Origin of the sequence: Pseudidiomarina piscicola (assembly GCF_902806985.1) — a bacterium.
GTDB lineage: Bacteria > Pseudomonadota > Gammaproteobacteria > Enterobacterales > Alteromonadaceae > Pseudidiomarina > Pseudidiomarina piscicola.
Map to the genome: position 1 here is coordinate 52,153 of NZ_CADCXY010000001.1, position 21,934 is coordinate 74,086.

General features: G+C 50.1%; 19 protein-coding genes. 14 read left to right on the forward strand and 5 right to left on the reverse strand.

All coding sequences use genetic code 11. The annotated features are described in order from the left end of the window. Positions 1–85 precede the first annotated feature (85 nt). From fabV to PSI9734_RS00350, 10 genes are all read left to right on the forward strand, one after another. Complete coding sequence (gene fabV, locus PSI9734_RS00305; RefSeq protein ID WP_173919134.1) at positions 86–1,267, forward strand: enoyl-ACP reductase FabV; 1,182 nt, start codon at positions 86–88, stop codon at positions 1,265–1,267. A gap of 221 nt (positions 1,268–1,488) precedes the next feature. After that, the gene (locus PSI9734_RS00310; RefSeq protein WP_173919135.1) at positions 1,489–2,829 is read left to right on the forward strand and encodes a Na(+)-translocating NADH-quinone reductase subunit A; all 1,341 of its coding nucleotides are present in this window, start codon (positions 1,489–1,491) and stop codon (positions 2,827–2,829) included. Between the two features lie 2 nt (positions 2,830–2,831). After that, positions 2,832–4,028: an NADH:ubiquinone reductase (Na(+)-transporting) subunit B gene (locus PSI9734_RS00315; RefSeq protein WP_173919136.1), complete on the forward strand. Its 1,197-nt coding sequence runs from the start codon at positions 2,832–2,834 to the stop codon at positions 4,026–4,028. After that, the gene (locus PSI9734_RS00320) at positions 4,021–4,809 is read left to right on the forward strand and encodes a Na(+)-translocating NADH-quinone reductase subunit C (protein WP_173919137.1); all 789 of its coding nucleotides are present in this window, start codon (positions 4,021–4,023) and stop codon (positions 4,807–4,809) included. Before PSI9734_RS00315 ends, PSI9734_RS00320 begins: the two co-directional genes overlap by 8 nt. Then, the gene (locus PSI9734_RS00325; protein ID WP_173919138.1) at positions 4,802–5,437 is read left to right on the forward strand and encodes an NADH:ubiquinone reductase (Na(+)-transporting) subunit D; all 636 of its coding nucleotides are present in this window, start codon (positions 4,802–4,804) and stop codon (positions 5,435–5,437) included. Before PSI9734_RS00320 ends, PSI9734_RS00325 begins: the two co-directional genes overlap by 8 nt. Before the next feature lie 10 nt (positions 5,438–5,447). Further along, complete coding sequence (nqrE, locus tag PSI9734_RS00330; protein ID WP_173919139.1) at positions 5,448–6,056, forward strand: NADH:ubiquinone reductase (Na(+)-transporting) subunit E; 609 nt, start codon at positions 5,448–5,450, stop codon at positions 6,054–6,056. Between the two features lie 60 nt (positions 6,057–6,116). Continuing rightward, positions 6,117–7,343: an NADH:ubiquinone reductase (Na(+)-transporting) subunit F gene (gene nqrF / locus PSI9734_RS00335; protein WP_173919944.1), complete on the forward strand. Its 1,227-nt coding sequence runs from the start codon at positions 6,117–6,119 to the stop codon at positions 7,341–7,343. Positions 7,344–7,348: 5 nt separating this feature from the next. Continuing rightward, the gene (locus PSI9734_RS00340; RefSeq protein ID WP_246194656.1) at positions 7,349–8,368 is read left to right on the forward strand and encodes an FAD:protein FMN transferase; all 1,020 of its coding nucleotides are present in this window, start codon (positions 7,349–7,351) and stop codon (positions 8,366–8,368) included. Positions 8,369–8,382: 14 nt separating this feature from the next. Then, positions 8,383–8,595 (forward strand): (Na+)-NQR maturation NqrM, encoded by a 213-nt coding sequence (gene nqrM, locus PSI9734_RS00345; protein ID WP_173919140.1) that lies wholly within the window; start codon positions 8,383–8,385, stop codon positions 8,593–8,595. A gap of 24 nt (positions 8,596–8,619) precedes the next feature. Beyond that, on the forward strand, positions 8,620–10,731 hold the full coding sequence (locus PSI9734_RS00350) for an aminotransferase class V-fold PLP-dependent enzyme (RefSeq protein WP_173919141.1): 2,112 nt from the start codon (positions 8,620–8,622) through the stop codon (positions 10,729–10,731). Here PSI9734_RS00350 and PSI9734_RS00355 read toward each other — a convergent pair. The 3 genes from PSI9734_RS00355 to PSI9734_RS00365 all read right to left on the reverse strand — a co-directional run bounded on the left by PSI9734_RS00355 (position 10,720) and on the right by PSI9734_RS00365 (position 14,800). Next, positions 10,720–11,709: a WD40/YVTN/BNR-like repeat-containing protein gene (locus PSI9734_RS00355; protein WP_173919142.1), complete on the reverse strand. Its 990-nt coding sequence runs from the start codon at positions 11,707–11,709 to the stop codon at positions 10,720–10,722. The genes PSI9734_RS00350 and PSI9734_RS00355 overlap by 12 nt on opposite strands. Before the next feature lie 91 nt (positions 11,710–11,800). Next, positions 11,801–14,032: a heavy metal translocating P-type ATPase gene (locus tag PSI9734_RS00360; protein WP_173919143.1), complete on the reverse strand. Its 2,232-nt coding sequence runs from the start codon at positions 14,030–14,032 to the stop codon at positions 11,801–11,803. After that, complete coding sequence (locus tag PSI9734_RS00365; protein WP_217420751.1) at positions 14,033–14,800, reverse strand: YciK family oxidoreductase; 768 nt, start codon at positions 14,798–14,800, stop codon at positions 14,033–14,035. A gap of 247 nt (positions 14,801–15,047) precedes the next feature. Between PSI9734_RS00365 and PSI9734_RS00370 the strand changes: the two genes are divergently transcribed. The 4 genes from PSI9734_RS00370 (at position 15,048) to PSI9734_RS00385 (ending at position 19,833) form a co-directional block, all read left to right on the forward strand. Continuing rightward, positions 15,048–17,438, forward strand: coding sequence for a VolA/Pla-1 family phospholipase (locus tag PSI9734_RS00370; RefSeq protein WP_173919145.1), 2,391 nt, complete (start codon positions 15,048–15,050; stop codon positions 17,436–17,438). A gap of 92 nt (positions 17,439–17,530) precedes the next feature. After that, a complete protein-coding gene (gene sohB, locus PSI9734_RS00375) occupies positions 17,531–18,523 on the forward strand; it encodes a protease SohB (RefSeq protein ID WP_173919146.1) in 993 nt (330 codons plus the stop codon). 12 nt (positions 18,524–18,535) lie between these two features. Continuing rightward, positions 18,536–19,108: a DNA endonuclease SmrA gene (smrA, locus tag PSI9734_RS00380; RefSeq protein WP_173919147.1), complete on the forward strand. Its 573-nt coding sequence runs from the start codon at positions 18,536–18,538 to the stop codon at positions 19,106–19,108. Between the two features lie 26 nt (positions 19,109–19,134). Next, positions 19,135–19,833: a hypothetical protein gene (locus PSI9734_RS00385; protein WP_173919148.1), complete on the forward strand. Its 699-nt coding sequence runs from the start codon at positions 19,135–19,137 to the stop codon at positions 19,831–19,833. A gap of 30 nt (positions 19,834–19,863) precedes the next feature. Here the strand turns inward: PSI9734_RS00385 and PSI9734_RS00390 are convergent, their stop codons facing one another. After that, a complete protein-coding gene (locus PSI9734_RS00390) occupies positions 19,864–21,162 on the reverse strand; it encodes a dicarboxylate/amino acid:cation symporter (RefSeq protein ID WP_173919149.1) in 1,299 nt (432 codons plus the stop codon). A gap of 159 nt (positions 21,163–21,321) precedes the next feature. Further along, positions 21,322–21,918 carry a Yip1 family protein gene (locus tag PSI9734_RS00395; RefSeq protein ID WP_173919150.1) on the reverse strand — a complete coding sequence of 199 codons (597 nt, stop codon included), beginning with the start codon at positions 21,916–21,918 and terminating at the stop codon, positions 21,322–21,324. Positions 21,919–21,934: the final 16 nt, after the last annotated feature.

Below are 21,934 nucleotides of genomic sequence, written 5' to 3' on the forward strand. Positions count from 1 at the left end.
CCAATACCGCAACTAATCAGATGTGTTTTCTGCGGCAGCTCGGTTAAACTGGCGCTTAAAGTAAGCTAAGGAATGGGACAAGACTATGGTTATTCAACCAAAAATTCGTGGTTTTATCTGTACAAATGCACATCCAGTGGGCTGTGCTGCGCATGTTCAAGAGCAAATAGACTTCATTAAACGCCAAGGGCCCATCGCAGATGCACCTCAGCGTGTGCTGGTGATCGGTTGTTCGACCGGTTACGGACTCGCTTCGCGTATCACCTCAGCGTTTGGTGCTGGCGCAAAAACCTTGGGTGTTTGCTTCGAAAAAGAACCTTCAGCAAAACGCACTGGCACGGCCGGTTGGTATAACACCGCGGCTTTTCACCAGGCAGCACGCGCTGAAGGGCTGTATGCCGACACCATTAATGGCGATGCCTTCTCAGATGAAGTTAAAGCTGAAACCATTGCCAAAATCAAAGCTGAAATGGGCAAGGTCGACTTGGTGATTTATAGTCTTGCCTCTCCGAAGCGAAAAGACCCAGAGTCTGGCGTGGTTTACAGTTCAACCCTGAAGCCTGTTGGTAAAGCCTATACCACCAAGACCTATGATACCGACAAAGACCTCATTAAAGAGATCTCGCTGGAGCCGGCCACCGACGAAGAAATCGCCGATACGGTGAAAGTAATGGGTGGTGAAGATTGGGAGCGCTGGTTGGCGGCGCTAGCTGACGCTGGCGTGCTGGCCGACAACGCCAAAACCACTGCTTATACTTATATTGGTAAAGAGCTTACCTGGCCGATTTATGGCCATGCCACCATTGGTAAAGCCAAAGAAGACTTAGACCGCGCCGCGGCAGGTATTCGTGGTGAGCATCGTGAACTCAATATTGAGGCTTATGTGTCGTCGTTAAAAGCGTTAGTTACACAAGCAAGCTCAGCGATTCCAGTAATGCCGTTGTATATTTCCTTGATCTACGGCGTGATGAAAGAAGAAGGCACGCACGAGGGCTGTATTGAGCAAATCTATCGCTTGTTTACAGAAGCGCTGTATGCCGATGATCAGCCCCTTGATGCGGCAGGGCGCTTGCGTATGGACGGTAAAGAAACCAACGAAGCGACACAAGCCAAAGTCAAAGAGCTGTGGGACCAAGTCAAGCAAGACAATTTCCATCAGCTCGCTGATTACGAAGGGTATCATGCTGACTTTCTGAAATTATTTGGCTTTGGTATCGCGGGCGTCGACTACGATGCGGATGTCGATCCAGAGGTACCGTGGTCGTAAGCTAACTCGTCAAAAATTGTGCCGTGGAAGGTGGTAACCCACGGCACAAAAGTGCTAAAATGCCCGCCCTAGGTGACTATGTACAAAATTCGGTCAGTGCAGTGAGTTGTGGCTAGCCTCAATTTGGTGCGCTAACCATATGATTTATCAGGTTTCAGGGATGTAATTGTTACGTCTTCTGATGAAAGATTCATCTTCCCTAACGAGTAGTGCAAACGCGTATGATTACGATCAAGAAAGGGCTGGATATCCCGATCACTGGGGCCCCCCAGCAAACTATCGAAGATGGTGAGTCCATCACCACCGTTGCCGTTCTGGGTGAAGAGTATGTGGGGATGCGCCCGACCATGCATGTCAAGGTTGAGGATCGCGTCAAGAAAGGCCAGGTACTTTTCGAAGACAAGAAAAACCCAGGGGTGAAATTCACCGCACCAGCTGCCGGCGTTGTGAAAGACGTCTTACGTGGAGCAAAGCGTGTCTTGCAAGCTGTCGTCATTGAAAGTGACGGTGACGAGCAAGAAACCTTTGCTAGCTACGAGAGCAAAGAGCTGGCTAACCTCGACCGCGATAAAGTGGTAGAGCAGTTGAACAACTCTGGGCAATGGGTTGCGCTACGCACTCGCCCATTTAGCCGTTCACCAAAGCTCGATGCGAAGCCTGCGGCAATTTTTGTCAATACCATGGACAGCAACCCGCTGGCCGCCGACCCGGCAGTTATTATTGCGGAAAACCAACAGGCGTTTGCCGATGGTTTGCAGGTGCTGGGCAATCTTACGGAAGGCAAGGTTTATGTCACTAAGGCCGCCGATGCGAAGGTTGAAACTGGCGCAGCTAAGGTTCAGGTCGAGAGCTTCAAAGGGCCTCACCCAGCTGGACTCGTAGGTACGCATATTCACTTCCTAGAACCTGTGAGCATGAAGAAGCAGGTTTGGCACATCAACTATCAAGACGTGATTGCTTACGGCAAACTGTTCACGACCGGTGAAATTTACACTGGCCGCACGGTTGCAGTGGGTGGTCCAGGTGCGAAAAAGCCACGTTTATTGCGCACGCAAATGGGTGCCAACCTAAACGAGCTCACCAAAGGCGAGTTAGTTGAAGGTAATCAGCGTATTGTTTCTGGCTCTATTCTTAATGGTCATAAAGTTGACGATGCCCACCAGTGGTTAGGGCGTTTCCACACTCAGGTAAGCGTTTTGCCTGAGGGCGACGAAAAAGAATTTTTAGGTTGGATCAAACCAGGTGTCAATCAACACTCAGTGACGCGCGCATTCGCCGGTCACTTGTTCTCTAAGAAGTTGTTTGCCATGAACACCTCGACCAATGGCTCAGACCGCGCAATGGTGCCGATCGGTAACTATGAGCGCATTATGCCATTAGATATTCTTCCAACCATTTTGTTACGTGACTTATTGTCAGGCGATTCGGATGAAGCTCAGCAGCTCGGTTGCTTAGAGCTTGATGAAGAAGACTTGGCACTTTGTACCTATGTTTGCCCAGGCAAATACGAGTACGGACCAGTGCTGCGTAACGTGTTGACCACGATCGAGAAAGAGGGCTAATCATGGGCTTAAAAAATTATCTTGAGCGGATTGAGCCGAACTTCGAGAAAGGCGGTAAATACGAAAAGTGGTACGCACTTTATGAAGCAGCGGCGACCATCTTTTATACCCCTGGCTTAGTCACGAAAAAAGCAACGCACGTGAAAGACCACGTGGACTTAAAGCGCATCATGATTTTGGTGTGGATGATGACCTTCCCAGCAATGTTTTGGGGTATGTACAACGTTGGTAACCAAGCCGCACTTGCGTTAGCTGGTGGTTATGAGTTGGCCGATGTATGGCAAGTGGGTCTGTTCCAACTGTTCGGTGGTGACTTTGCGAACGCGGGCTGGGGCACTAAGATGTTCTATGGCGCCTGCTTCTTCGTTCCGGTTTATGCGACCACGTTTATTGTCGGCGGTTTCTGGGAAGTGGTGTTCGCCACTGTCCGTAAGCACGAGATTAACGAAGGCTTCTTCGTGACCTCAGTGCTCTTCGCCTTAACCCTGCCAGCGACCATGCCACTGTGGCAAGTTGCTTTAGGTATTACCTTCGGTGTGGTTATCGGCAAGGAAATCTTTGGTGGTACTGGCCGTAACTTCTTAAACCCTGCATTAACAGGGCGTGCATTCTTGTACTTTGCCTTCCCGGCGCAAATCTCCGGTGACAAAGTATGGACTGCCGTTGATGGTTTCTCGGGCGCTACCTTATTAGGTCAAGCAGCTATTGGTGAAAACTACTTCGACAACATGGACATGTGGTGGAATGCCTTCCTGGGCAACATCCAAGGTTCAATGGGTGAAGTGTCTACCTTAATGATCTTGATTGGCGGTTTAGCGCTGATTTACTTCCGTATCGCTTCTTGGCGCATCGTGTTTGGTACCTTTATTGGTATGGTCGCTCTGTCGTTGTTGTTTAACGTCATCGGTAGCGACACCAATACTATGTTCCAAATGCCTTGGTACTGGCACCTTGTGGTAGGTGGTTTCGCCTTTGGTATGATGTTTATGGCAACCGACCCAGTGTCCGCTTCGTTCACCAACAAAGCCAAATTTGCGTATGGCTTCTTGATTGGTGCGATGACCGTACTGATTCGTGTTGTGAACCCAGCTTACCCTGAGGGCATCATGCTGGCGATTCTATTTGCTAACGTATTTGCACCATTGTTCGACCACTTTGTGGTGCAGGCGAACATTAAACGGAGGTTAGCTCGTGGCTAAGAAGAACGAATCGTTAGGCAAAACGTTATTTGTCGTGATCGCCCTCTGTTTAGTCTGTGCGATCATCGTTTCTGGTGCAGCGGTTGGCTTAAAGCCAATTCAGCAAAAGAACGCCGCATTAGATATGCAACGCAACGTGCTCGACGCAGCAGGTCTGCTTGAGCCGAGCACCGACGTCGTCGCAGTATTCAACGAACGCGTTGAAACCAAGCTTATTAACTTGAACACGCTCGAAGTCGTGGACCAAGCGAACGGTGAAGATGCTGCCAACTACGACCCGATTGCCGCAGCAAACAAGCCTGAGTGGAGCACACAGCTCGAAAAGGCAAATGATACTGCCGGTATTGGTACCCGCGAGAACGTTACCAAAGTGTATTTTATTAACGGTGAACAGGGCGACCTAGAAACCTTGGTCTTATACATTCGTGGCTACGGCTTGTGGGGCACTATGTACGGTTTAATTTCATTGCAGCCTGACTTGAATACTGTGCGCAGTGTGAACTTTTACGAGCACAGTGAAACACCTGGCTTGGGTGGTGAAATTCAAAACCCTAAGTGGGTCGCACAATGGCAAGGCAAGGAAATTTACGGCGACAACAATGCAGAAGTTGAATTCGACGTAATGAAATCGCCAAAGCAAGAAAATCATGATGTTGACGCATTATCCGGCGCGACCTTGACCAGTAATGGTGTTGATAACTTGATGGCATACTGGTTCAGCGATAAGGCCTATGGCCCACTATTAGACAAAATTCGCAAGGGGGAGCTGAACAATGGCTAGTAGCGCAAAAGAAATGAAAGAAGTCCTATTTGGACCGATCTTTGCAAACAACCCTATTGCCCTGCAGATCCTTGGTATTTGTTCGGCATTGGCGGTCACCTCGAAAATGGAAAACACCGTGGTAATGTGTATTGCACTTACTTTGGTTACTGCGTTTTCGAACCTGTTTATCTCGTTAATTCGGAATCATATTCCATCAAGTGTACGAATCATCGTACAAATGACGATCATCGCAAGCTTGGTTATTGTTGTTGACCAAGTACTGCGCGCTTACGCTTATAGCATTGCAAAAGAGCTATCGGTGTTCGTCGGTTTGATTATTACCAACTGTATCGTGATGGGACGCGCCGAAGCTTTCGCTATGAAGAGCTCACCAGGGCTTTCGTTCCTTGATGGTATTGGTAACGGTTTAGGTTATTCCGTGGTCTTGCTGTTCGTTGGCTTTATTCGCGAACTCTTTGGTTCAGGAAGCTTGTTTGGCTATCAAATTCTCTCATTAGCGTCTGAAGGTGGTTGGTATCAGCCTATCGGCCTATTGATTTTGCCGCCAAGCGCATTCTTCATTATTGGTGGATTTATCTGGATACTGCGTACTTTCCGTCCAGAACAAGTAGAGCCGAAGGAATAAGGAGCCGATCATGGAAGCTTATATTAGTTTATTTATTAAATCGGTATTCGTTGAGAACCTTGCTCTGTCGTTTTTCTTGGGCATGTGTACGTTCCTCGCGGTATCAAAAAAGGTTAGCACTGCGTTTGGTCTAGGTATTGCTGTTATTGTTGTACTGGGTATTTCGGTACCGGTTAACAACTTGGTATACCACAACATTCTGGCGCCTGGTGCGCTAGGTTGGGCCGGTTTCCCTGATGCCGACCTTAGTTTCCTACGTTTCTTGACCTTTATCGGCGTTATCGCTGCTTTGGTCCAGATTCTGGAAATGGCTCTTGATAAGTACGTACCTGCTTTGTACAACGCGTTGGGTATTTTCTTACCGTTGATTACCGTGAACTGCGCTATTTTTGGTGGCGTATCCTTCATGGTTGAGCGTGATTATAACTTCACTGAAAGTATCGTTTACGGTATTGGCGGTGGCGTAGGCTGGGCATTAGCCATCGTAGCCTTAGCGGCTGTGCGTGAGAAACTGAAATATTCAGACGTACCAGATGGGTTGCGTGGGTTAGGTATTACCTTTATTTCAGTCGGTCTCATTGGTTTGGGCTTTATGTCATTCTCTGGCGTATCGCTGTAATAGCACCGGTAACGATAGTAACGAATAATTAAGAGGTACGAGTCGATGCAAGGGCAAGATTTGACATTAATAGCGCTCGGCGTAGGCATGTTTACCCTAATCGTGCTGATTTTGGTGGCAGTGATTATGTTTGCCAAGTCAAAATTGGTGCCGCAGGGCGATGTCGAGATTTTGATCAACGATGATGATGATAAGAAAATAACTACGCAACCAGGAACCAAATTACTTGGAGCCTTAGCGAACGCAGGTATTTTCGTGTCTTCAGCGTGCGGTGGTGGTGGCTCATGTGGCCAGTGTACCGTGAAAATTAAAGAAGGCGGTGGTGATATTCTACCGACCGAACGCGATCACATTAATAAGAAAGAAGCACGTGAAGGTACACGTCTTTCTTGTCAGGTGAACGTGAAGCAGAACATGAAAATCGAACTTCCTGAAGAAGTGTTCGGCATTCGTAAATGGGACTGCACAGTGAAGTCGAACGACAACGTTGCGACCTTCATCAAAGAGTTCGTGGTGCAGTTGCCAGAAGGCGAGGAAGTACCATTCCGCGCCGGTGGTTATATTCAGATTGAAGCTCCACCACACCATATTAAGTACAAAGACTTCGTGATGGACGATAAATTCCGTGGCGACTGGGAACGTTTCGGCTTCTTCGATATTGAATCGAAAGTAGACGAAGAAACAGTTCGTGCTTACTCAATGGCGAACTACCCAGACGAGAAAGGCATCATTATGTTGAACGTGCGTTGTGCAACACCGCCGCCGAACAACTTAAGTCTGCCTGCTGGTAAGATGTCGTCTTATATCTTTAGTTTACAGCCAGGCGACAAAGTGACGATTTCAGGACCTTTTGGTGAGTTCTTTGCCAAAGAAACTGAAGCGGAAATGGTCTTTGTCGGTGGTGGTGCCGGTATGGCGCCGATGCGTTCGCACATCTTCGACCAATTACGTCGTTTGAACACCGATCGTAAGATCTCGTTCTGGTACGGTGCGCGTTCGAAGAAAGAAATGTTCTACGTTGAAGATTTCGATATGTTGCAGCGTGAAAATGACAACTTCGAATGGCATGTGGCGCTCTCTGATCCACAACCAGAAGATGATTGGGACGGCGATACTGGCTTCATTCATAACGTTCTTTATGAGCGTTACTTGAAAGACCACGACGCGCCTGAAGACTGCGAATTCTACATGTGTGGACCACCGGTGATGAACGCGGCGGTTATCAACCTGCTCAAAGACTTGGGCGTGGAAGATGAAAACATCATGTTGGATGACTTCGGCGGGTGATCAGGGTGACACAGTTATCATCACTGCGTTGGATATGGCTAGCCTTTATTGGGCTAGCCTTTTTCGTTTCATGTAGTCATGCACCGCAACAAATTGCGGTGTCTGGCGAGACCATGGGTACGACGTACCACATTCGCTACGTTTCAGCGAACCCGCGCCATGACGCGGACAAAGTGAAAGAGCGAGTCAATGGGCTGTTGGCACAAATCAATAGTCAGATGTCGACCTATGATCCTGATTCCGAACTATCAAAGTTTAACCGCCGGGAAACGACTCAACCGGTAGTGATCTCGCGTTCGTTAGAACAAGTGGTGCGACGGGCGTTAGAAATCGCTGAGGAAACCGATGGCTTACTTGATGTCACCATTGGTCCCTTGGTTAATTTGTGGAGCTTTGGTCCCGAGCAACGGCCGGAGCAGGTACCTACTGAGGCTGAGCTAGCAGCTGCCTATGAGCGCACCGGGTACCAACACCTAACGGTTGAAAACCATCAGCTACAAAAGCATATTCCGCAATTGTCTGTGGATCTGTCGACTATCGCCAAAGGTTATGCGGTCGACCGTGTCGCCATTTTGCTTGAGCAGATGGAAATACAGAATTATTTGGTCGAAATTGGCGGCGAAATGAGCATGAAGGGCTCAAAACCCGGCAATCAGCCTTGGCGTATAGCCATTGAGCGGCCAGACAATAGCCAACGAGCAGCACAGCGTATTATTGAACCTGGTACCAACGCTGTTGCGACCTCCGGCGACTATCGGAATTACTTTCAAGAAGATGGCGTGCGCTATTCGCACATTATTGACCCAAGGACTGGCGCCCCGATTCAGCATAACTTAGTGTCGGTGACCGTGGTTACGGAAAGTTGCATGGATGCTGACGCTTATGCCACTGCAATGACCGTGATGGGGCCTGAAGCAGCCTTACAATTTGCCGAACAAAAGCAGCTTGCAGTGATGCTTATCGCACGTGAAAACGGCGACTATAAAGAGTACACTAGTACTGCGTTCAAACCTTTTTTGCAGTAACTCAGGAGGTCCGCATGGGGTTATTTCTATTAGTATTTGCCATCTTTTTAGTGGTGGTTCTGGCCATGTCGGTTGGGTTTATCGTGCAACAGAAGTCAATTTCAGGCAGCTGTGGCGGTATCTCTGCCCTGGGCATGGATAAAGCTTGTGACTGTGATGAACCATGTGATGACAAAAAAGCCCGCATGGAAAAAGAACAAGAGTGGCAAAAGAACCGCATTCATTAACGTCTAACTTGTAGAGTGGTAGTTATGGTAACGCCTGTTCATATACGTCCTAAAGCTGACGAAATATATCTCGACTGCAATGCCACAACGCCGGTCCTTCCGCAGATCGCGCATGCAGTGTCACATACGATGGAACAGGTGTTTGGCAACCCGAGTAGTAGCCATATTACCGGCTTACAGGCGCGCTACATTTTAGATAATGCGCGCCGCTTAGGGCGTGAAGTGATAGGTGCGCCGCGCGGTCAACTTATTTTCACCAGTGGCGCCACCGAAGGTATTCAAACCGCGGTATTGTCGGCGCTTACTGCTGCCAAGCGAAAGGGCGCGACGACCGCTGGAAAGTATCTGCTTTATGGTGCCACCGAGCACAAGGCGGTGCCGCAAGCGCTGGCCCATTGGAATGAATTGCTTGAAACCCAAGCAGAGTTAAAGGCTATTCCGGTTGACCGTAACGGTTTGCTAGATCTTGATTTCATCGCCCAGCATCTGCCAGATGCGCTTATGATTGCAACCATGGCGGTAAATAATGAAACCGGCGTACGGCAAGACCTCGCGACCTTAGAGAAAGTGATTCGCCAACATGGCCCTGACGTACCCTGGATGGTGGATTGCGTACAAATGCTGGGTAAAGGCGAGCTGCAGTTGGCGCAAACCAGTATTGATTACGCCCCGTTTAGCGGCCATAAACTGTATGGTCCCAAAGGTATTGGCTTTTTGTATGTGCGCGAACAGGCGCCTTTTACCCCGTTAATCATGGGCGGTGGACAAGAGCAGGGGTTCCGTGCTGGAACCGAAAACTTACCAGGTATTGCGGCGATGCATACCTTATTCGAGTTGCTGCTTGATCGCGAACAAGAGGTATTTAAGTCGGTTGCAACCCTAACCAGCTATCGCGACCAGTTGTTGGCGGCGCTGCGTATGGCATTCCCCACCTTAGAGCTGAATCATGCGTTTGAGTATTCAGTACCCACGACGCTTAACTTCTCGGTGCCTGACGTGCCGTCACGCGACATCATGGATGTGTTCGACGCGGCTAATATTCGCGTCAGTTCGGGCTCGGCCTGTAGCTCGAAAGTAACGCGTAGCTTTGTGTTAGACGCAATGGGCTTGGAAGACTGGCGTTCGCAATCAGCAATACGACTGTCTTTTGGCCCAGCAACCTGTCAGCAAACCATCGATTCGGCCTGTGAGCGTATCAAAGAAGCTGCTGACGCGCTGCGTCAGTCATGTTTATTGATCAGTGATACCAATGAAGACTTTGATAGCGAACTGGACGGTGTTGTGCAGTTGCGCTTTGATACCCAATGCTGCTACTTAGTTATTGACCGAAGTGCCCGTGAAATGGCGGTGATTGACCCGATCCCACAGCTTGCCGAGCGCATCGAAAAGCTCGTTGAATGTCAGCATTATCGGGTGAAAGCAGTGCTTAGCACTGAGCCACAAAAAACCGAGAGTACCGCCGCGATGCTGGCGCAATTGCTTTGTGCCAGTGGCTGTGATGCGGCGCGCGACAGCTTAGGCTGGCCATTGGCGGCACAAGCCGATTGCAGCAGCCCGGAAGACTGCGATGTGCCCACTGATGGCTGCCTATTAGTGGGGAACCGGCGCTTGTATCGAGTAGGTCAGCGCCAGCCTGTGTATCTGTTGAGTTCACCTATTCAGCCAACCGCTGCCGCCCGTGTTGATTTTGCCTTTATCGGCGAACAGACCGCACCTGAGCTATTAGCATCGGTGCTTGGTGACAGCACCTTAGTGTGCCCGAAGTGGGACGAAGACTTTAAGGTGACCACCAAACTAAGTGAATTGAACGGTGATGCTAAGCCTTACGAGTTGGTTAATATTGCGCCTGAACAGCAGCATGAGTGGTTGCGTCGGCCTGAAACCTTAGTGCTTGATGTGCGCGAGCAACAGGAACATCAAGTGACGCCGTTAGACCTACCAGCGCAGGTGATGAACGTTCCGTTGACCCGCTTGATACAGTTTCTGTACGACTACCGAGACGACTTTAGCGGCCGTCCGGTGGTGTGTTTGTGTCGTTCGGGCAATCGTAGTGGTGTTGCCGCGCAAGTGTTAACTCGCTTTGGCTTTTGCAACGTAAGCCATGTGGCCGGCGGCATGGCACTGTTAGAGAGCTAAGCGTGCGGTAAAGCCGTCTTTGCCGACGAAGTAACATTCGTCGGCATTACATGAAGCATTCCAAATATTGGCCTCACTCAAGGTTAACCATTCACTAGCGCTTATCGACGGCAATAAAGCGGCGCCGGAAGGGTTAGTGACAATCAACTGTTGCTGATCGGTAATGGTTAAGCTGTAAAGTGCACCTTCTAACGGTGGCTCTGCCAAAGCCGTGAAGTTATCGTCTTTGTATTCAACAATGCGTGGCCGCCGCTCGGGATGATTTAAGTCGCCCCCCACCATCACTACATGTTCATGGCTAAACGGCCACACGCTGGCAATACCGGCACTAGGGCCCGCAGCAATGGGCGTATCAATGGCTTTAAAGCGAATACCAAAACTCCGTTTTACCAGTAACCGTGCCGTACTTGCGTTGGCGGTACCCATGGCCCATGCGCCTTCGGTATAGCGAACACAACCGCCGCTTGCGGCAAGGCCGCCCTCGGCGCTTTGTGGTGGGCTATCGATAGCATTGCTCGACGACAGCCAATTGCGGCCATCGGTGGCTCGTAAAAGGTCCCACTGGCCATCAATACTGTCACCATATCCCCATGCTTCGTTGGTTTTCGGCGCCACCGCAAAACAGTTGAGGAACTGCTCACCGCCGGCGCGATAACGTAGCTGCCAGCTGGAACCGCCATTATTGGTGTAGTAAATACGTGAGTTGCCATTTTTGCCAATACTAAGTGCAAAGGCGTGCTGGGTATCGAGTGCTTCGATATCGCGGAATTCTAACGCGGTATTTGAGGGTTGGCTGTAGCTCCAAGTTTTGCCGCTATCGATGCTACGCGCAATGGTCGCCTTGCTACCGCTTATCCACACCACTTCTGGGCTGGGGGAACTGACGCCAATCCAATTGACGTCTGGGCGCGAGGGGAGCGGTTGTAAGCCGCTCGCGGTAGAGTTCGCGAGAAGCGCGATCATCGTGCTCGTCATCATACTTGTGATCATAGGGTACTCAAATTAACGAATGTACCTAGTTAAGATAAACCAAGCACTGCGTCGCCACAATGCTTGTCGTCACAAGTGTTTATGATTTCGATAATTTCACTCGTTGTAATCGTAACGCGTTGACCACAACCGAGACCGAGCTTAAGGCCATGGCGCCACCGGCAAGCCAAGGTGCAAGCAGTCCCGAGGCGGCGATAGGAATACCGACGGTGTTGTAGGCAAACGCCCAAAATAAATTTTGCCGAATGTTGCGCAGGGTCAACTCGCTCATTTCGATGGCGTGCACCAAGCTATCAAGATCCGCGCGAAGCAGGGCGATATCCGCGGCTTCAATAGCAACATCCGTGCCTGAGCCCATGGCGATACCTACGTCCGCAACAGCAAGGGCTGGGGCATCATTGACGCCGTCACCAACCATAGCGACTCGTTTACCCGCCGCTTGTAGTTGCTCTATATGCTTGGCTTTGTCTTCTGGCAGCACTTCGGCGATGACTTGATCAAGGCCGAGTTCATCGGCGATGGTTTGGGCGGTGCGCTGGTTATCGCCGGTCAACATCACAAGGTTTAAATGACGTTCACGGAGCCGTTGCAAGGCCTGTTTGGAGCTTTTACGAAGCGTGTCGGCGACGGCGACATAGGCGCTTAACTGTTGGTTTACCGCAACCGCCATCACGGTTTTACCCTGTTGTTGAAGCTCAGTGAAGCGCTGCTCAGCCGTATCACTGATACTGATCCCATGGTCACGCATTAATCGTAGGTTCCCAATCAGCACTTCGGTGGGGGTGTCAGTTTCAAGTTGCGCCACGACCCCTTTGCCGTGTTCGGCGTTAAATTCGCGTACTGAGACTGGCTTATTAGAGCCGTTGTCGCTTTCGACACCGCTCACAATCGCTTGTGCCAATGGGTGTTCCGATTGTTTTTCGACGGCAATTAGATAACTGGCGAGGATTGCTTTGTCCCACTTATCACCAAGTAACTCGAAGTCGGTGAGTTTTGGCTTGCCTTCGGTTAAGGTGCCGGTTTTATCGAACACAATGGTGTCCACTGAGTGCGTTATCTCTAACACGTCACTTTGCTTAAACAACACCCCCGCCTGGGCGGCACGACCTGAACCGGCCATGATAGATGTGGGAGTCGCAAGGCCAAGCGCACATGGGCAGGCGATCACTAACACCGCCACCGTAGCTTCAAACGCCTGGCGCCAATCACCCGGTGCTAAGTAACTGATCCAGGCAATAAAGGTCAGTAGCGCAATAACCAACACGACAGGTACGAAGACGCCGGCAACTTTATCGGCTAAGCGCTGTATCGGCGCTTTTGAATTTTGTGCCTGCTCAACCACGGCAACAATTTTAGCTAGGGCAGTATCCGCGCCTGTTTGCTGAACTTTGATGCGAATAAAACCACTGGTATTTAAGGTCCCGCCGATAACCTTGCTACCGCTGGACTTGCTTACCGGCATGCTTTCACCGGTTAACATGGACTCGTCAATTGCGCTTTCACCACTGATAACCTCGCCATCCACTGGAATGGTCTGGCCGGGGCGAACCTGCACGATATCGTCGATCTGCAAATCGGCGACCGCAACTTCTTTGGTGGTGTCGGGGCCTTGCTCGACGCTAGCTTTTGCCGGTTGCAGTTCAAGCAGTTGGCGAATGGCGTTCGACGAGCGACCTTTGGCGCGAGCCTCGAACCATTTACCCAAGACAATCAGGGTGATAAGCACTGCACTGGTTTCAAAATACAAGCCGTCGTGCGGATGGTAGTCGGCAGCGAACCAAGCCAAGTAAATGCTGTAAAAATAGGCGGCTGAGGTACCAAGGGCGACGAGCACATCCATATTGGCACTACCGCCGCGCAGAGCGTGATAGCTGCCCCGATAAAATTGCCAACCGATGACAAACTGTACCGGCGTTGCCAGCGCTAATTGGAACCATGGCGACATGAGTAGATCGGGTACTGGAACACCGGCCGTCCAACTGAAATGGCCAAACATGGTGTACAGTAGCGGCAGTGAAAGTAGCGCCGCCACAATAAACTTCACAAACTGTTTATGTTGAGCCCGCTGGCGTGGGTCCGCACCATCGTTGGCACTATGATCGACCACTTGTGCATCATAGCCTGCGTCTTTTACCGCTTTAATTAAGCGTTGCGCATCTAAGTTCGAGCCTTTAACTGCTGCCACCTCGGTGGCAAAGTTAACTTGCACATCAGTGGTACCTGAAACGCTGGTGAGGGCGCGTTCAATGCTTTTTGCGCAGCCGGCGCAACTCATACCGCTTAGCTGTAATTGCAGATGTTGCTGTTTCACTTAGACCTCCGAAAGAGTTCTTGTTGGCATTGATTGCGCGTCTAACGACTGACCGTTGCTATCAATGCTGGCATCACTCATCAGGTATAAATAGGTTGGCATAAGCTCGGCCGGGGTTTTTAATTTCATGGCATCTTCACCTGGGTAGGCCCGTGAACGCATGGTGGTGCGAGTTGCACCTGGATTAATCACGTTAACGCGGACCTTAGTGCCTTCGTATTCGTCAGCCATGACCTGCGCCATGCCCTCAGTGGCAAACTTGCTCACCGCGTAGGGTCCCCAGAACGCCCGGCCCTTACGACCAACACCTGAAGAAGTAAAGACAATACTGGCATGAGGTGCTTTCTTTAAGGCCGGCATCAGTGCTTGTGTCATCATAAACTGGGCGGTGACATTGACTTGCAGCACATCGTTCCAACTTTCGTGGTCGATATGCTCAAATGGCGACAACACGCCCAATAAACTGGCATTTTGTAATAACCCGTCAAGCTGGCCAAACTGTTCTTCGATGGTTGCACAAAGGCCTTGGTAGTGTGTTTTGGTGGCACCTTTCATATCCAGCGGCACAATAGCCGGCTCTGGTGCGCCTGCGGCAACAATGGTGTCATACACTTGTTCAAGTTTACTCACCGTGCGGCCGAGTAAAATAACCGTAGCGCCGGCCTTGGCAAAAGTGACGGCAGCTTCTTTACCAATACCGTCGCCAGCACCAGTGACTAAGATTACTTTCCCTTTAAGGTCGTAATTTGCTACGTTGTGTTTATGCATATCTGTCATTTTCGGCTTACACTTGCTGTGAATGTTGGGCATCAGTTTACTGTTTTTTGCATAGATTCTCAGCTATCGGCGAGAAATTCTTGGAAAATACTTTCAACTTAGGCTGCAGCGGTGTATAAAATTTTGTTAAGTTTGAGTCTTGTCCTACCAGTTAGAAAAGGCGATGATAGGCGAGACAGATAAAAGCATCAGCAGGTGCTCAACAGATAACAACTCGAACAAGGATTGGGGAAGCCTCATGAAAAAACTCTTGCTTGTAACGGCCATTGCTAGTGCCTTTACCTTAGCTGGTTGCGGTAGCGGCGAAGAAGCGCCACCATCGGCAACCACAGAAGTCGAAGTGAATGCGACACGCGCAGTATTTGATCCCAGTAACGGTGAAATACCCGTACCTTCGAACATACTTTTAAGCGGTAGTGTTGACGGTACTTTAAATATTCCAGTTGCGGATCCATCCGATAACAGTAACCCACAAGTTGCCCTCAACGGCCTCGATGGTTGGGGAACACATTCGACATTGACCTTCAGCTTTTCATTGCCAAACGATGAAAACGGCAACCCTGTTGAAGTTGACGCAGCTTCACTTGAAGCGGCAGGTAGCATTCGCGTATTTGAAACCATCATGGGTGGCACGGCAGTGAGCCCTGAATGTGCGGCGGCGAGCCCAGCGGCGACCTGCGCGGTTGCAGCTGAACTGACACACGGTGTCGACTTTATTGTGCGGGCCACGGGCGCCGCAGGTGTCGCAGTAATCCCACTACGGCCATTGAAAGCGAAAACCGGCTACATGGCGGTGTTAACCAGCAACATTCAAGACACCATGGGTCGCGATGTTAAACCATCTCAAACCTACGGCTTGATGAAACGCGACGCAGACACTGATCCAGTGTCGGGTGATGCTTCTGCGGTAGGGTTACAGCAATTAATTAATAGCCATGAAGACGCCCTCGTTGCGGCAGGTGTGAATCGTGATGAAGTGATCATGACCTCGAGCTTCACCACCCAATCTATTACCGATGTGTTCGGCGCAATTAAAGGGTTAATGGCTCAGCAGTTCACTCAAGGCGGTGGTCCAGCGTTAATGGCACAACCAACGGGTATGACCGTAGGTGATGCATTAGTTGCTGCGGGTCGCATGCAAGCGAACCCAGAAGACCCTGCTTATCTGGCTGCGGCATCGGCACAGTTGTATCAAGGCCAAGTGACCTTGCCATACTATTCAGCGGTGCCCACAGCTGAGAACCCGCAGGCACCACTTAACGGTCGCTGGCAGGCGATGTGTGATAGCCCAGTATCTATTTTAGGTGCGGTGCAAGCTGGCGCGCTTCCAGCCGAAGCCATCGATCCGTTGGCGTTTGAAGACCCATCGCGATTACTGCCACCGTACAACTGTTATGACTTCCCTGGTATTGACGAAGAACGTCACTTGACCAAGTATAACCCAGTACCCGCAACCACAGCGGCTGTTGATGTACCGGCAATTGTGACAGTACCAGAAGTGAATACGGCCAACATGGTGCGTGCAGCACAAGGTTTAGACCCAATCTCAGAGCCTGCCAATGGCTGGCCAGTGGTTATTTTCCAGCACGGTATTACTGGCGAGAAGACTAATGCCTTTGGTATTGCTGGCACCCTTGCAGTCATGGGCTTTGCGACAGTTGCTATTGATCATCCGTTGCACGGCGATCGTGGTTATGGCCCGATCAATGCAACTACCGGTAGCGCCACGGCTTATATGAACTTGGGTAGTTTGTTGACAGCGCGAGATAACCTGCGTCAGTCGATTTCAGACTTACTTGGTTTACGTCTTAGCTTAAACGCTGCGATGGGCGCGCCTTTGAATGGTCAAGATGTCTACTTCGTCGGCCACTCGTTAGGTGCCATCGCGGGTACTGGTTTCACCGCTATGACGAACCAACCAATGTCAGGTCAGTTAGCTCCTGCATCAGCGTTGTTTAACGTTAAAGCAACGAGCTTAATGGCACCTGGTGCGAGTGTGGCGAACTTCTTGCTGGCCTCACCGTCATTTGGTCCAGTCGTGAAGAGCCAGTTGCTTTACTCAGCGAATGAAGACTTTGCTGCCGCAGTCAATAGTGCTGCGCAACAAGGTGGTGTGTCTCCAACGTCGCCAGAGTTCCAGGGCTTGTTGATTCAAGTTTATCAACAGTTCTGGGCAGGTTTGTCAGCGGCTGAGCAAGCCGAAGTCAATGGTGTGTTCGAGCAGTTTGCATTTGCTGCACAAGCAGCGATTGACTCTGCGGACCCACTTAACTTCGCTGGCCAAGTGGTTACTAACGAAAGTCCGGTACACCTGATTGAGGTGGTTGGTAATGGCAGTGATGTATTACCTGACCAAGTGATTCCGAACGCGGTTCAAGGTAAGCCATTGGCTGGTACCGAACCCTTAATCGGAGCATTGCAACTACCAGCGGTAACGCAAACGGTGGCAAGCACCGACGGCACAACGGTGTCGGGTGCAGTGCGCTTCGTGGCAGGTGATCATGGTTCAATTGTTGACCCAACGGCGTCGGCCGCAGCAACCATGGAAATGCAGCTGCAAGCCGCAGGTTGGTTTAGCACCGGAGCGACAGCGATTCCGGTCACCGACACCAGCGTGATTAAACAATAACTGTTACACTGACAGTTCGTTAAAGACTAAAAGGGCCGCATTGTCGGCCCTTTTTTATCGGACAAGGTTAATTTCGGTAGAGTGAGGGCTCGATGGACTTTTTATTAGAAATAGCTGATTTTGTGGTAAAGGCAGCGATTATCGTGATTGCAATGACCCTAGTTATTGCAGTGATCAGCAATGTTGCACAGCGTCAGAAACGCCAAGAAGGCGAACTTCAAATACGTGATCTCGCTGAAGAATTGCGCAGCGGTGCGCGGCATTTAAGCCTAAAAATGCTGAGCAAAAAACAGCGTAAACAGCAGCAAAAACAACACAAAAAAGAAGCCAAGAAGCAAGAGCCTTCTGCCCAAGCGCGCATCTTTGTGATTGACTTTAAGGGCAGCATGGACGCCCATGAGGTAGAAAACCTGCAGCGTGAAATCAACGCCATCATTGGCGCTGCCAAGGCCGGTGACACGGTGTTTGTACGGTTAGAAAGCCCAGGTGGCGTGGTGCATGGCTATGGGCTTGCAGCGGCGCAATTACAGCGCTTGCGTGATGCTGAGCTGAAGCTAATTATTGGCGTTGATAAAGTAGCCGCCAGCGGTGGCTATATGATGGCGGCAGTTGCCGAGCAGATTGTCGCGGCACCTTTTGCGATTATCGGGTCTATTGGCGTCGTTGCGCAACTGCCGAACTTCCATCGTTGGCTGAAAAAACATGATGTTGAGTTTGAACAGGTCACCGCGGGTGACTACAAGCGTACACTGACCATGTTTGGCGAAAATACCGACGCTGGTCGGCGTAAGTTTAAAGAAGATCTCGAGCAAATTCATGAGCAGTTTAAACAGCATATTGTTGACTATCGACCGCAGGTCGACTTAGCTAAAGTGGCGACTGGCGAATACTGGACTGCTCAACAGGCGATTGGCTTCGATTTAGTTGATGAGCTTTGCACCACCGATAGCTGGTTGTTACAGCGCAGCAAAGATCATGATATCTACCAAGTTCGCTACCAGAGCAAACGACCGATCGGTGAAAGGATCGGAAAGAACGTTAGCGCCGTATTGATGAGTATTCGGGAGTTTTTGACAAAGTCGTAGGCTGAGGTTGTTATGAGTGACGATTTTGATGAATTTTTACGCGAGATGGCCGGGGTTAAACCCTTGGCCAGTGATGTTATTGAGCCTAAGAAAGAAAAGCCGACTGCGGCGCAGTTAGCGCGTCGCGAGGCCGCTGAAAAACACCTTGCGGATGATATAAATTACTTGTCGATGGAGTTCGTTGAGTTTGTTGAACCAGAAGCAATGATTGAATTTCGCCGTGATGGTGTGCAGCACGGGGTGTTTAAACGACTCAAACAAGCGCAGTATGGTATTGAAGCAAGTTTAGACCTACACCATCACTCGCTGCGCCGTGCGCGTGAAGCATTATTTGAATTTATTCAGCTGTGCCATCGACGCGGTGTGCGATCGGCGATTGTGGTGCATGGCATGGGGCGGCACTCGAAGCCGCATCCGGCCTTACTAAAGAGCTATGTTGCCAAGTGGCTGAAGCAGCTAGAGCCTGTGATGGCGTATCATAGTGCGCAACGTCACCATGGCGGCGCGGGGTCGGTGTATGTGATGCTACGCAAGAACTCCGAGCACAAGAATGAAAATCGCGAGCGCCATCAAAAGCGCTCTTAAAGCCTTTAACCAAAGGGAGTCGCCCGATGAAGCACCTGGTAACGGCCGCAATGCTTGCTTTACTTAGTAGTGGCTGTGTTGAGGCAAAGCCCGAGCAAACCCTGTCTGAACACGTTGCACAACAATTGCGTGAACGGGTAGACCAGCGCTACGATGCGAGCCTGAGCTATGCGGCGTTTGAGTTAAATACCTTGACCGCAGAGCTGGTGGTCACTGATGTCGGTGTCAAGACGCGAGTAGCTGCCCTTGATGATGGCCTGAATCAATTGTTATGGGCGGAACATTTGCGACTAACGGGCGACTGGCTATCGCAACAACGTAACCAATTACAACTGGATAGTGCCTTGATAAGCAATGCTCAGTTGACGATTGCCTATTATGGGTCGGGACAGTCCAACTTACACACTCTCATTGATAATGTGCAAGCGCAGTTGCCTGTGCATCGCGCCAGTGAGGAAGTTCTGTGGCAGGTCGATAAGGTGATGCTGGAAGACGTCGTGGTGAATTTATTTGACCAAGGGCGGCCATTAGTGAGTGTTAAATTAGCTCGGTTGGAGTTACCACCTTTGCATAGCCAACAAACCAGTCAGCAATGGGTAGATAGTGTGTTAGGGCCGTTACTTGAGCAGTTGATACAACAAGTGATGCGTGGTGATAACGAAACGATGACCGTCGATATGCCAGCGTTAATGCAATTTGCTTGGCGTGAAATGGGGGCGTTTTAGTCCGCCCCCAATTTTTGCGTGAGCAGCCGACTAAAGCTGCTCGGAAATATCACGTTCTTTCAGATCAGCGTTCTGATCGTTAAACACGTCTTTGTCGAGTTCACCTTCGCTTTTCGCTACGATTAAACTCACCATGGCATCACCCGTGACGTTCACCGAGGTACGTGTCATATCGAGCAGGCGATCAACACCGATAATCAGGCCAATACCTTCTACCGGAAGCCCCACTTGGCCAAGTACCATCGCCAACATAATCAAGCCGACGCCAGGTACACCAGCGGTACCAATACTGGCAAGTGTCGCGGTCAGCACGACCATCGCGTAATCAGCAATGCTTAGGTCAACTAAGTACACTTGGGCGATAAAGACCGTTGCCACACCCTGCATAATGGCTGTGCCGTCCATATTAATGGTGGCGCCTAAGGGAACGGTAAAGGAACCGACTTTATTGCTAACGCCAAGGCGCTTAGTGACGGTTTCTAGGGTAACCGGAATGGTGGCGTTACTACTGGAAATGGTGAAACCAAAAATCTGTACTTCACGCATTTTTTTCAAGAATATCCACGGATTTAAACCGGTGAAGCCCTTGAGAATCAGTGAGTAGGTGATCACACCGTGCAAAATGAGTACAGAGAACACCAACAAGAAATACTTGCCGAGGCTAAAGATAGTTTCGAACTGAGTTTCACTGAACAGTTTCGCCATCAAAGCGAAGACACCGTATGGGGCAAGGTTCATAAGAATCACAACCAGCTTCATGATCACTTCGTTGAAGTCTTCGAAGAAGCCTTTCAGTCGATCGCTGGACTTGCCGATTAATGCCATCGAAATACCAAACAGCAGGGCGAACACGATGATTTGCAACATGTTGCCGTTGGCCATGGCCGAGAAGGGGTTTTTCGGGAACAGGTCGATAATCACTTGAGCCAAAGACGGTGCTTGAGAGGCTTCAAAGGTTGCATCAGACTGTAGCTCGACACCAGAGCCTGGTTGAATCAACACGGCCGCAAAAATTGCGAACGAAATCGCAATAGCGGTGGTGATCATGTAGAGCACCACGGTTTTGCCACCAAGTCGCCCTAGGGTCGATGGATCGCTGATAGAACAGGTTCCAAGTACCAAAGAGACGAATACTAAGGGCACAACTAGCATTTGTAGCGAGCTAATGAAGATTTGCCCGACCACATGAAAGAGCCCTTTGGTAAGGTAACCTTCTACCAGAACACTTTCAGGAAAGAGGAATTTCAGCAAAAAGCCGACAGCAATACCGGAAAACATACCGATGACGATACGCGTCGTTAAGCTGAGCTTGTTATTATTATCACTCATGGAAATACCTGTCTTTGAATGTTTGATCTGTCATAGCCTACCAGAAACCCAGCAGTGATTTCACTTTTCTGCGTCACTGATGCGGTAAAGCAGCGAAAAAAAACGCTGACCTAGGCCAGCGTTTCGATGTTTTAGTGCGAGCTCGCTAAGCGAGCATCGTTACATGTATTGCGGGCCGAAGCCGTTGGTCCAGATCATCGCCGAGGTAACCATTAATACCACCAGCATAATAAGGCCCGCGGTAACCACTGAGCTGGCGTAGATAAAGCCGCGCTCCTCGGGGATATGCATCAGGATAGGTACGCCCGAATAAAGTAAGTAAACCGAATAGGCGACGCCTGCCAGGAAACCTAGGGTAACGAACCACAGCTCTGGGTACAGTGCGGCGATACCAGACATGATTGCTGGCGTTGCAGTATAAGCTGCAAGTTCCATTGACTGGGTAAAGGTGGGGGCTGCGCCAAAGGTTTTGGCCATCCAGTGAATCAGGTATGCCAACGCAAAAGCCGCGGCAATAATACCTATGTACATGGCAATAGAAAGTGTCAGTGCACTGCTTTGGGTTAGATACGTTGCCTCTCGGGCGCCGATGCTCCAGCCCAGTTGGGCAGACGCATAATACGCGGCGATACAGGGTATTAATGCAATGATAAGGATATGACTTAAGGCAAACGTCATGCTTTCATGACGTGCATCAATACTTTTCCACTCTTCGCGTGGATGTGCATATAGTCCCCAAATGTGATTCAAAATCATGGTGAACCTCTACTTC

Excerpts from the sequence above, each read along its gene's own strand:
- fabV (WP_173919134.1), top strand. The coding sequence starts at position 86 with ATGGTTATTCAACCAAAAATTCGTGGTTTTATCTGTACAAATGCACAT.
- PSI9734_RS00310 (WP_173919135.1), top strand. The coding sequence starts at position 1,489 with ATGATTACGATCAAGAAAGGGCTGGATATCCCGATCACTGGGGCCCCC.
- PSI9734_RS00315 (WP_173919136.1), top strand. The coding sequence starts at position 2,832 with ATGGGCTTAAAAAATTATCTTGAGCGGATTGAGCCGAACTTCGAGAAA.
- PSI9734_RS00325 (WP_173919138.1), top strand. The coding sequence starts at position 4,802 with ATGGCTAGTAGCGCAAAAGAAATGAAAGAAGTCCTATTTGGACCGATC.
- nqrE (WP_173919139.1), top strand. The coding sequence starts at position 5,448 with ATGGAAGCTTATATTAGTTTATTTATTAAATCGGTATTCGTTGAGAAC.
- nqrM (WP_173919140.1), top strand. The coding sequence starts at position 8,383 with ATGGGGTTATTTCTATTAGTATTTGCCATCTTTTTAGTGGTGGTTCTG.
- PSI9734_RS00350 (WP_173919141.1), top strand. The coding sequence starts at position 8,620 with ATGGTAACGCCTGTTCATATACGTCCTAAAGCTGACGAAATATATCTC.
- PSI9734_RS00355 (WP_173919142.1), bottom strand. The coding sequence starts at position 11,709 with ATGATGACGAGCACGATGATCGCGCTTCTCGCGAACTCTACCGCGAGC.
- PSI9734_RS00365 (WP_217420751.1), bottom strand. The coding sequence starts at position 14,800 with ATGCATAAACACAACGTAGCAAATTACGACCTTAAAGGGAAAGTAATC.
- PSI9734_RS00370 (WP_173919145.1), top strand. The coding sequence starts at position 15,048 with ATGAAAAAACTCTTGCTTGTAACGGCCATTGCTAGTGCCTTTACCTTA.
- sohB (WP_173919146.1), top strand. The coding sequence starts at position 17,531 with ATGGACTTTTTATTAGAAATAGCTGATTTTGTGGTAAAGGCAGCGATT.
- smrA (WP_173919147.1), top strand. The coding sequence starts at position 18,536 with ATGAGTGACGATTTTGATGAATTTTTACGCGAGATGGCCGGGGTTAAA.
- PSI9734_RS00385 (WP_173919148.1), top strand. The coding sequence starts at position 19,135 with ATGAAGCACCTGGTAACGGCCGCAATGCTTGCTTTACTTAGTAGTGGC.
- PSI9734_RS00390 (WP_173919149.1), bottom strand. The coding sequence starts at position 21,162 with ATGAGTGATAATAATAACAAGCTCAGCTTAACGACGCGTATCGTCATC.
- PSI9734_RS00395 (WP_173919150.1), bottom strand. The coding sequence starts at position 21,918 with ATGATTTTGAATCACATTTGGGGACTATATGCACATCCACGCGAAGAG.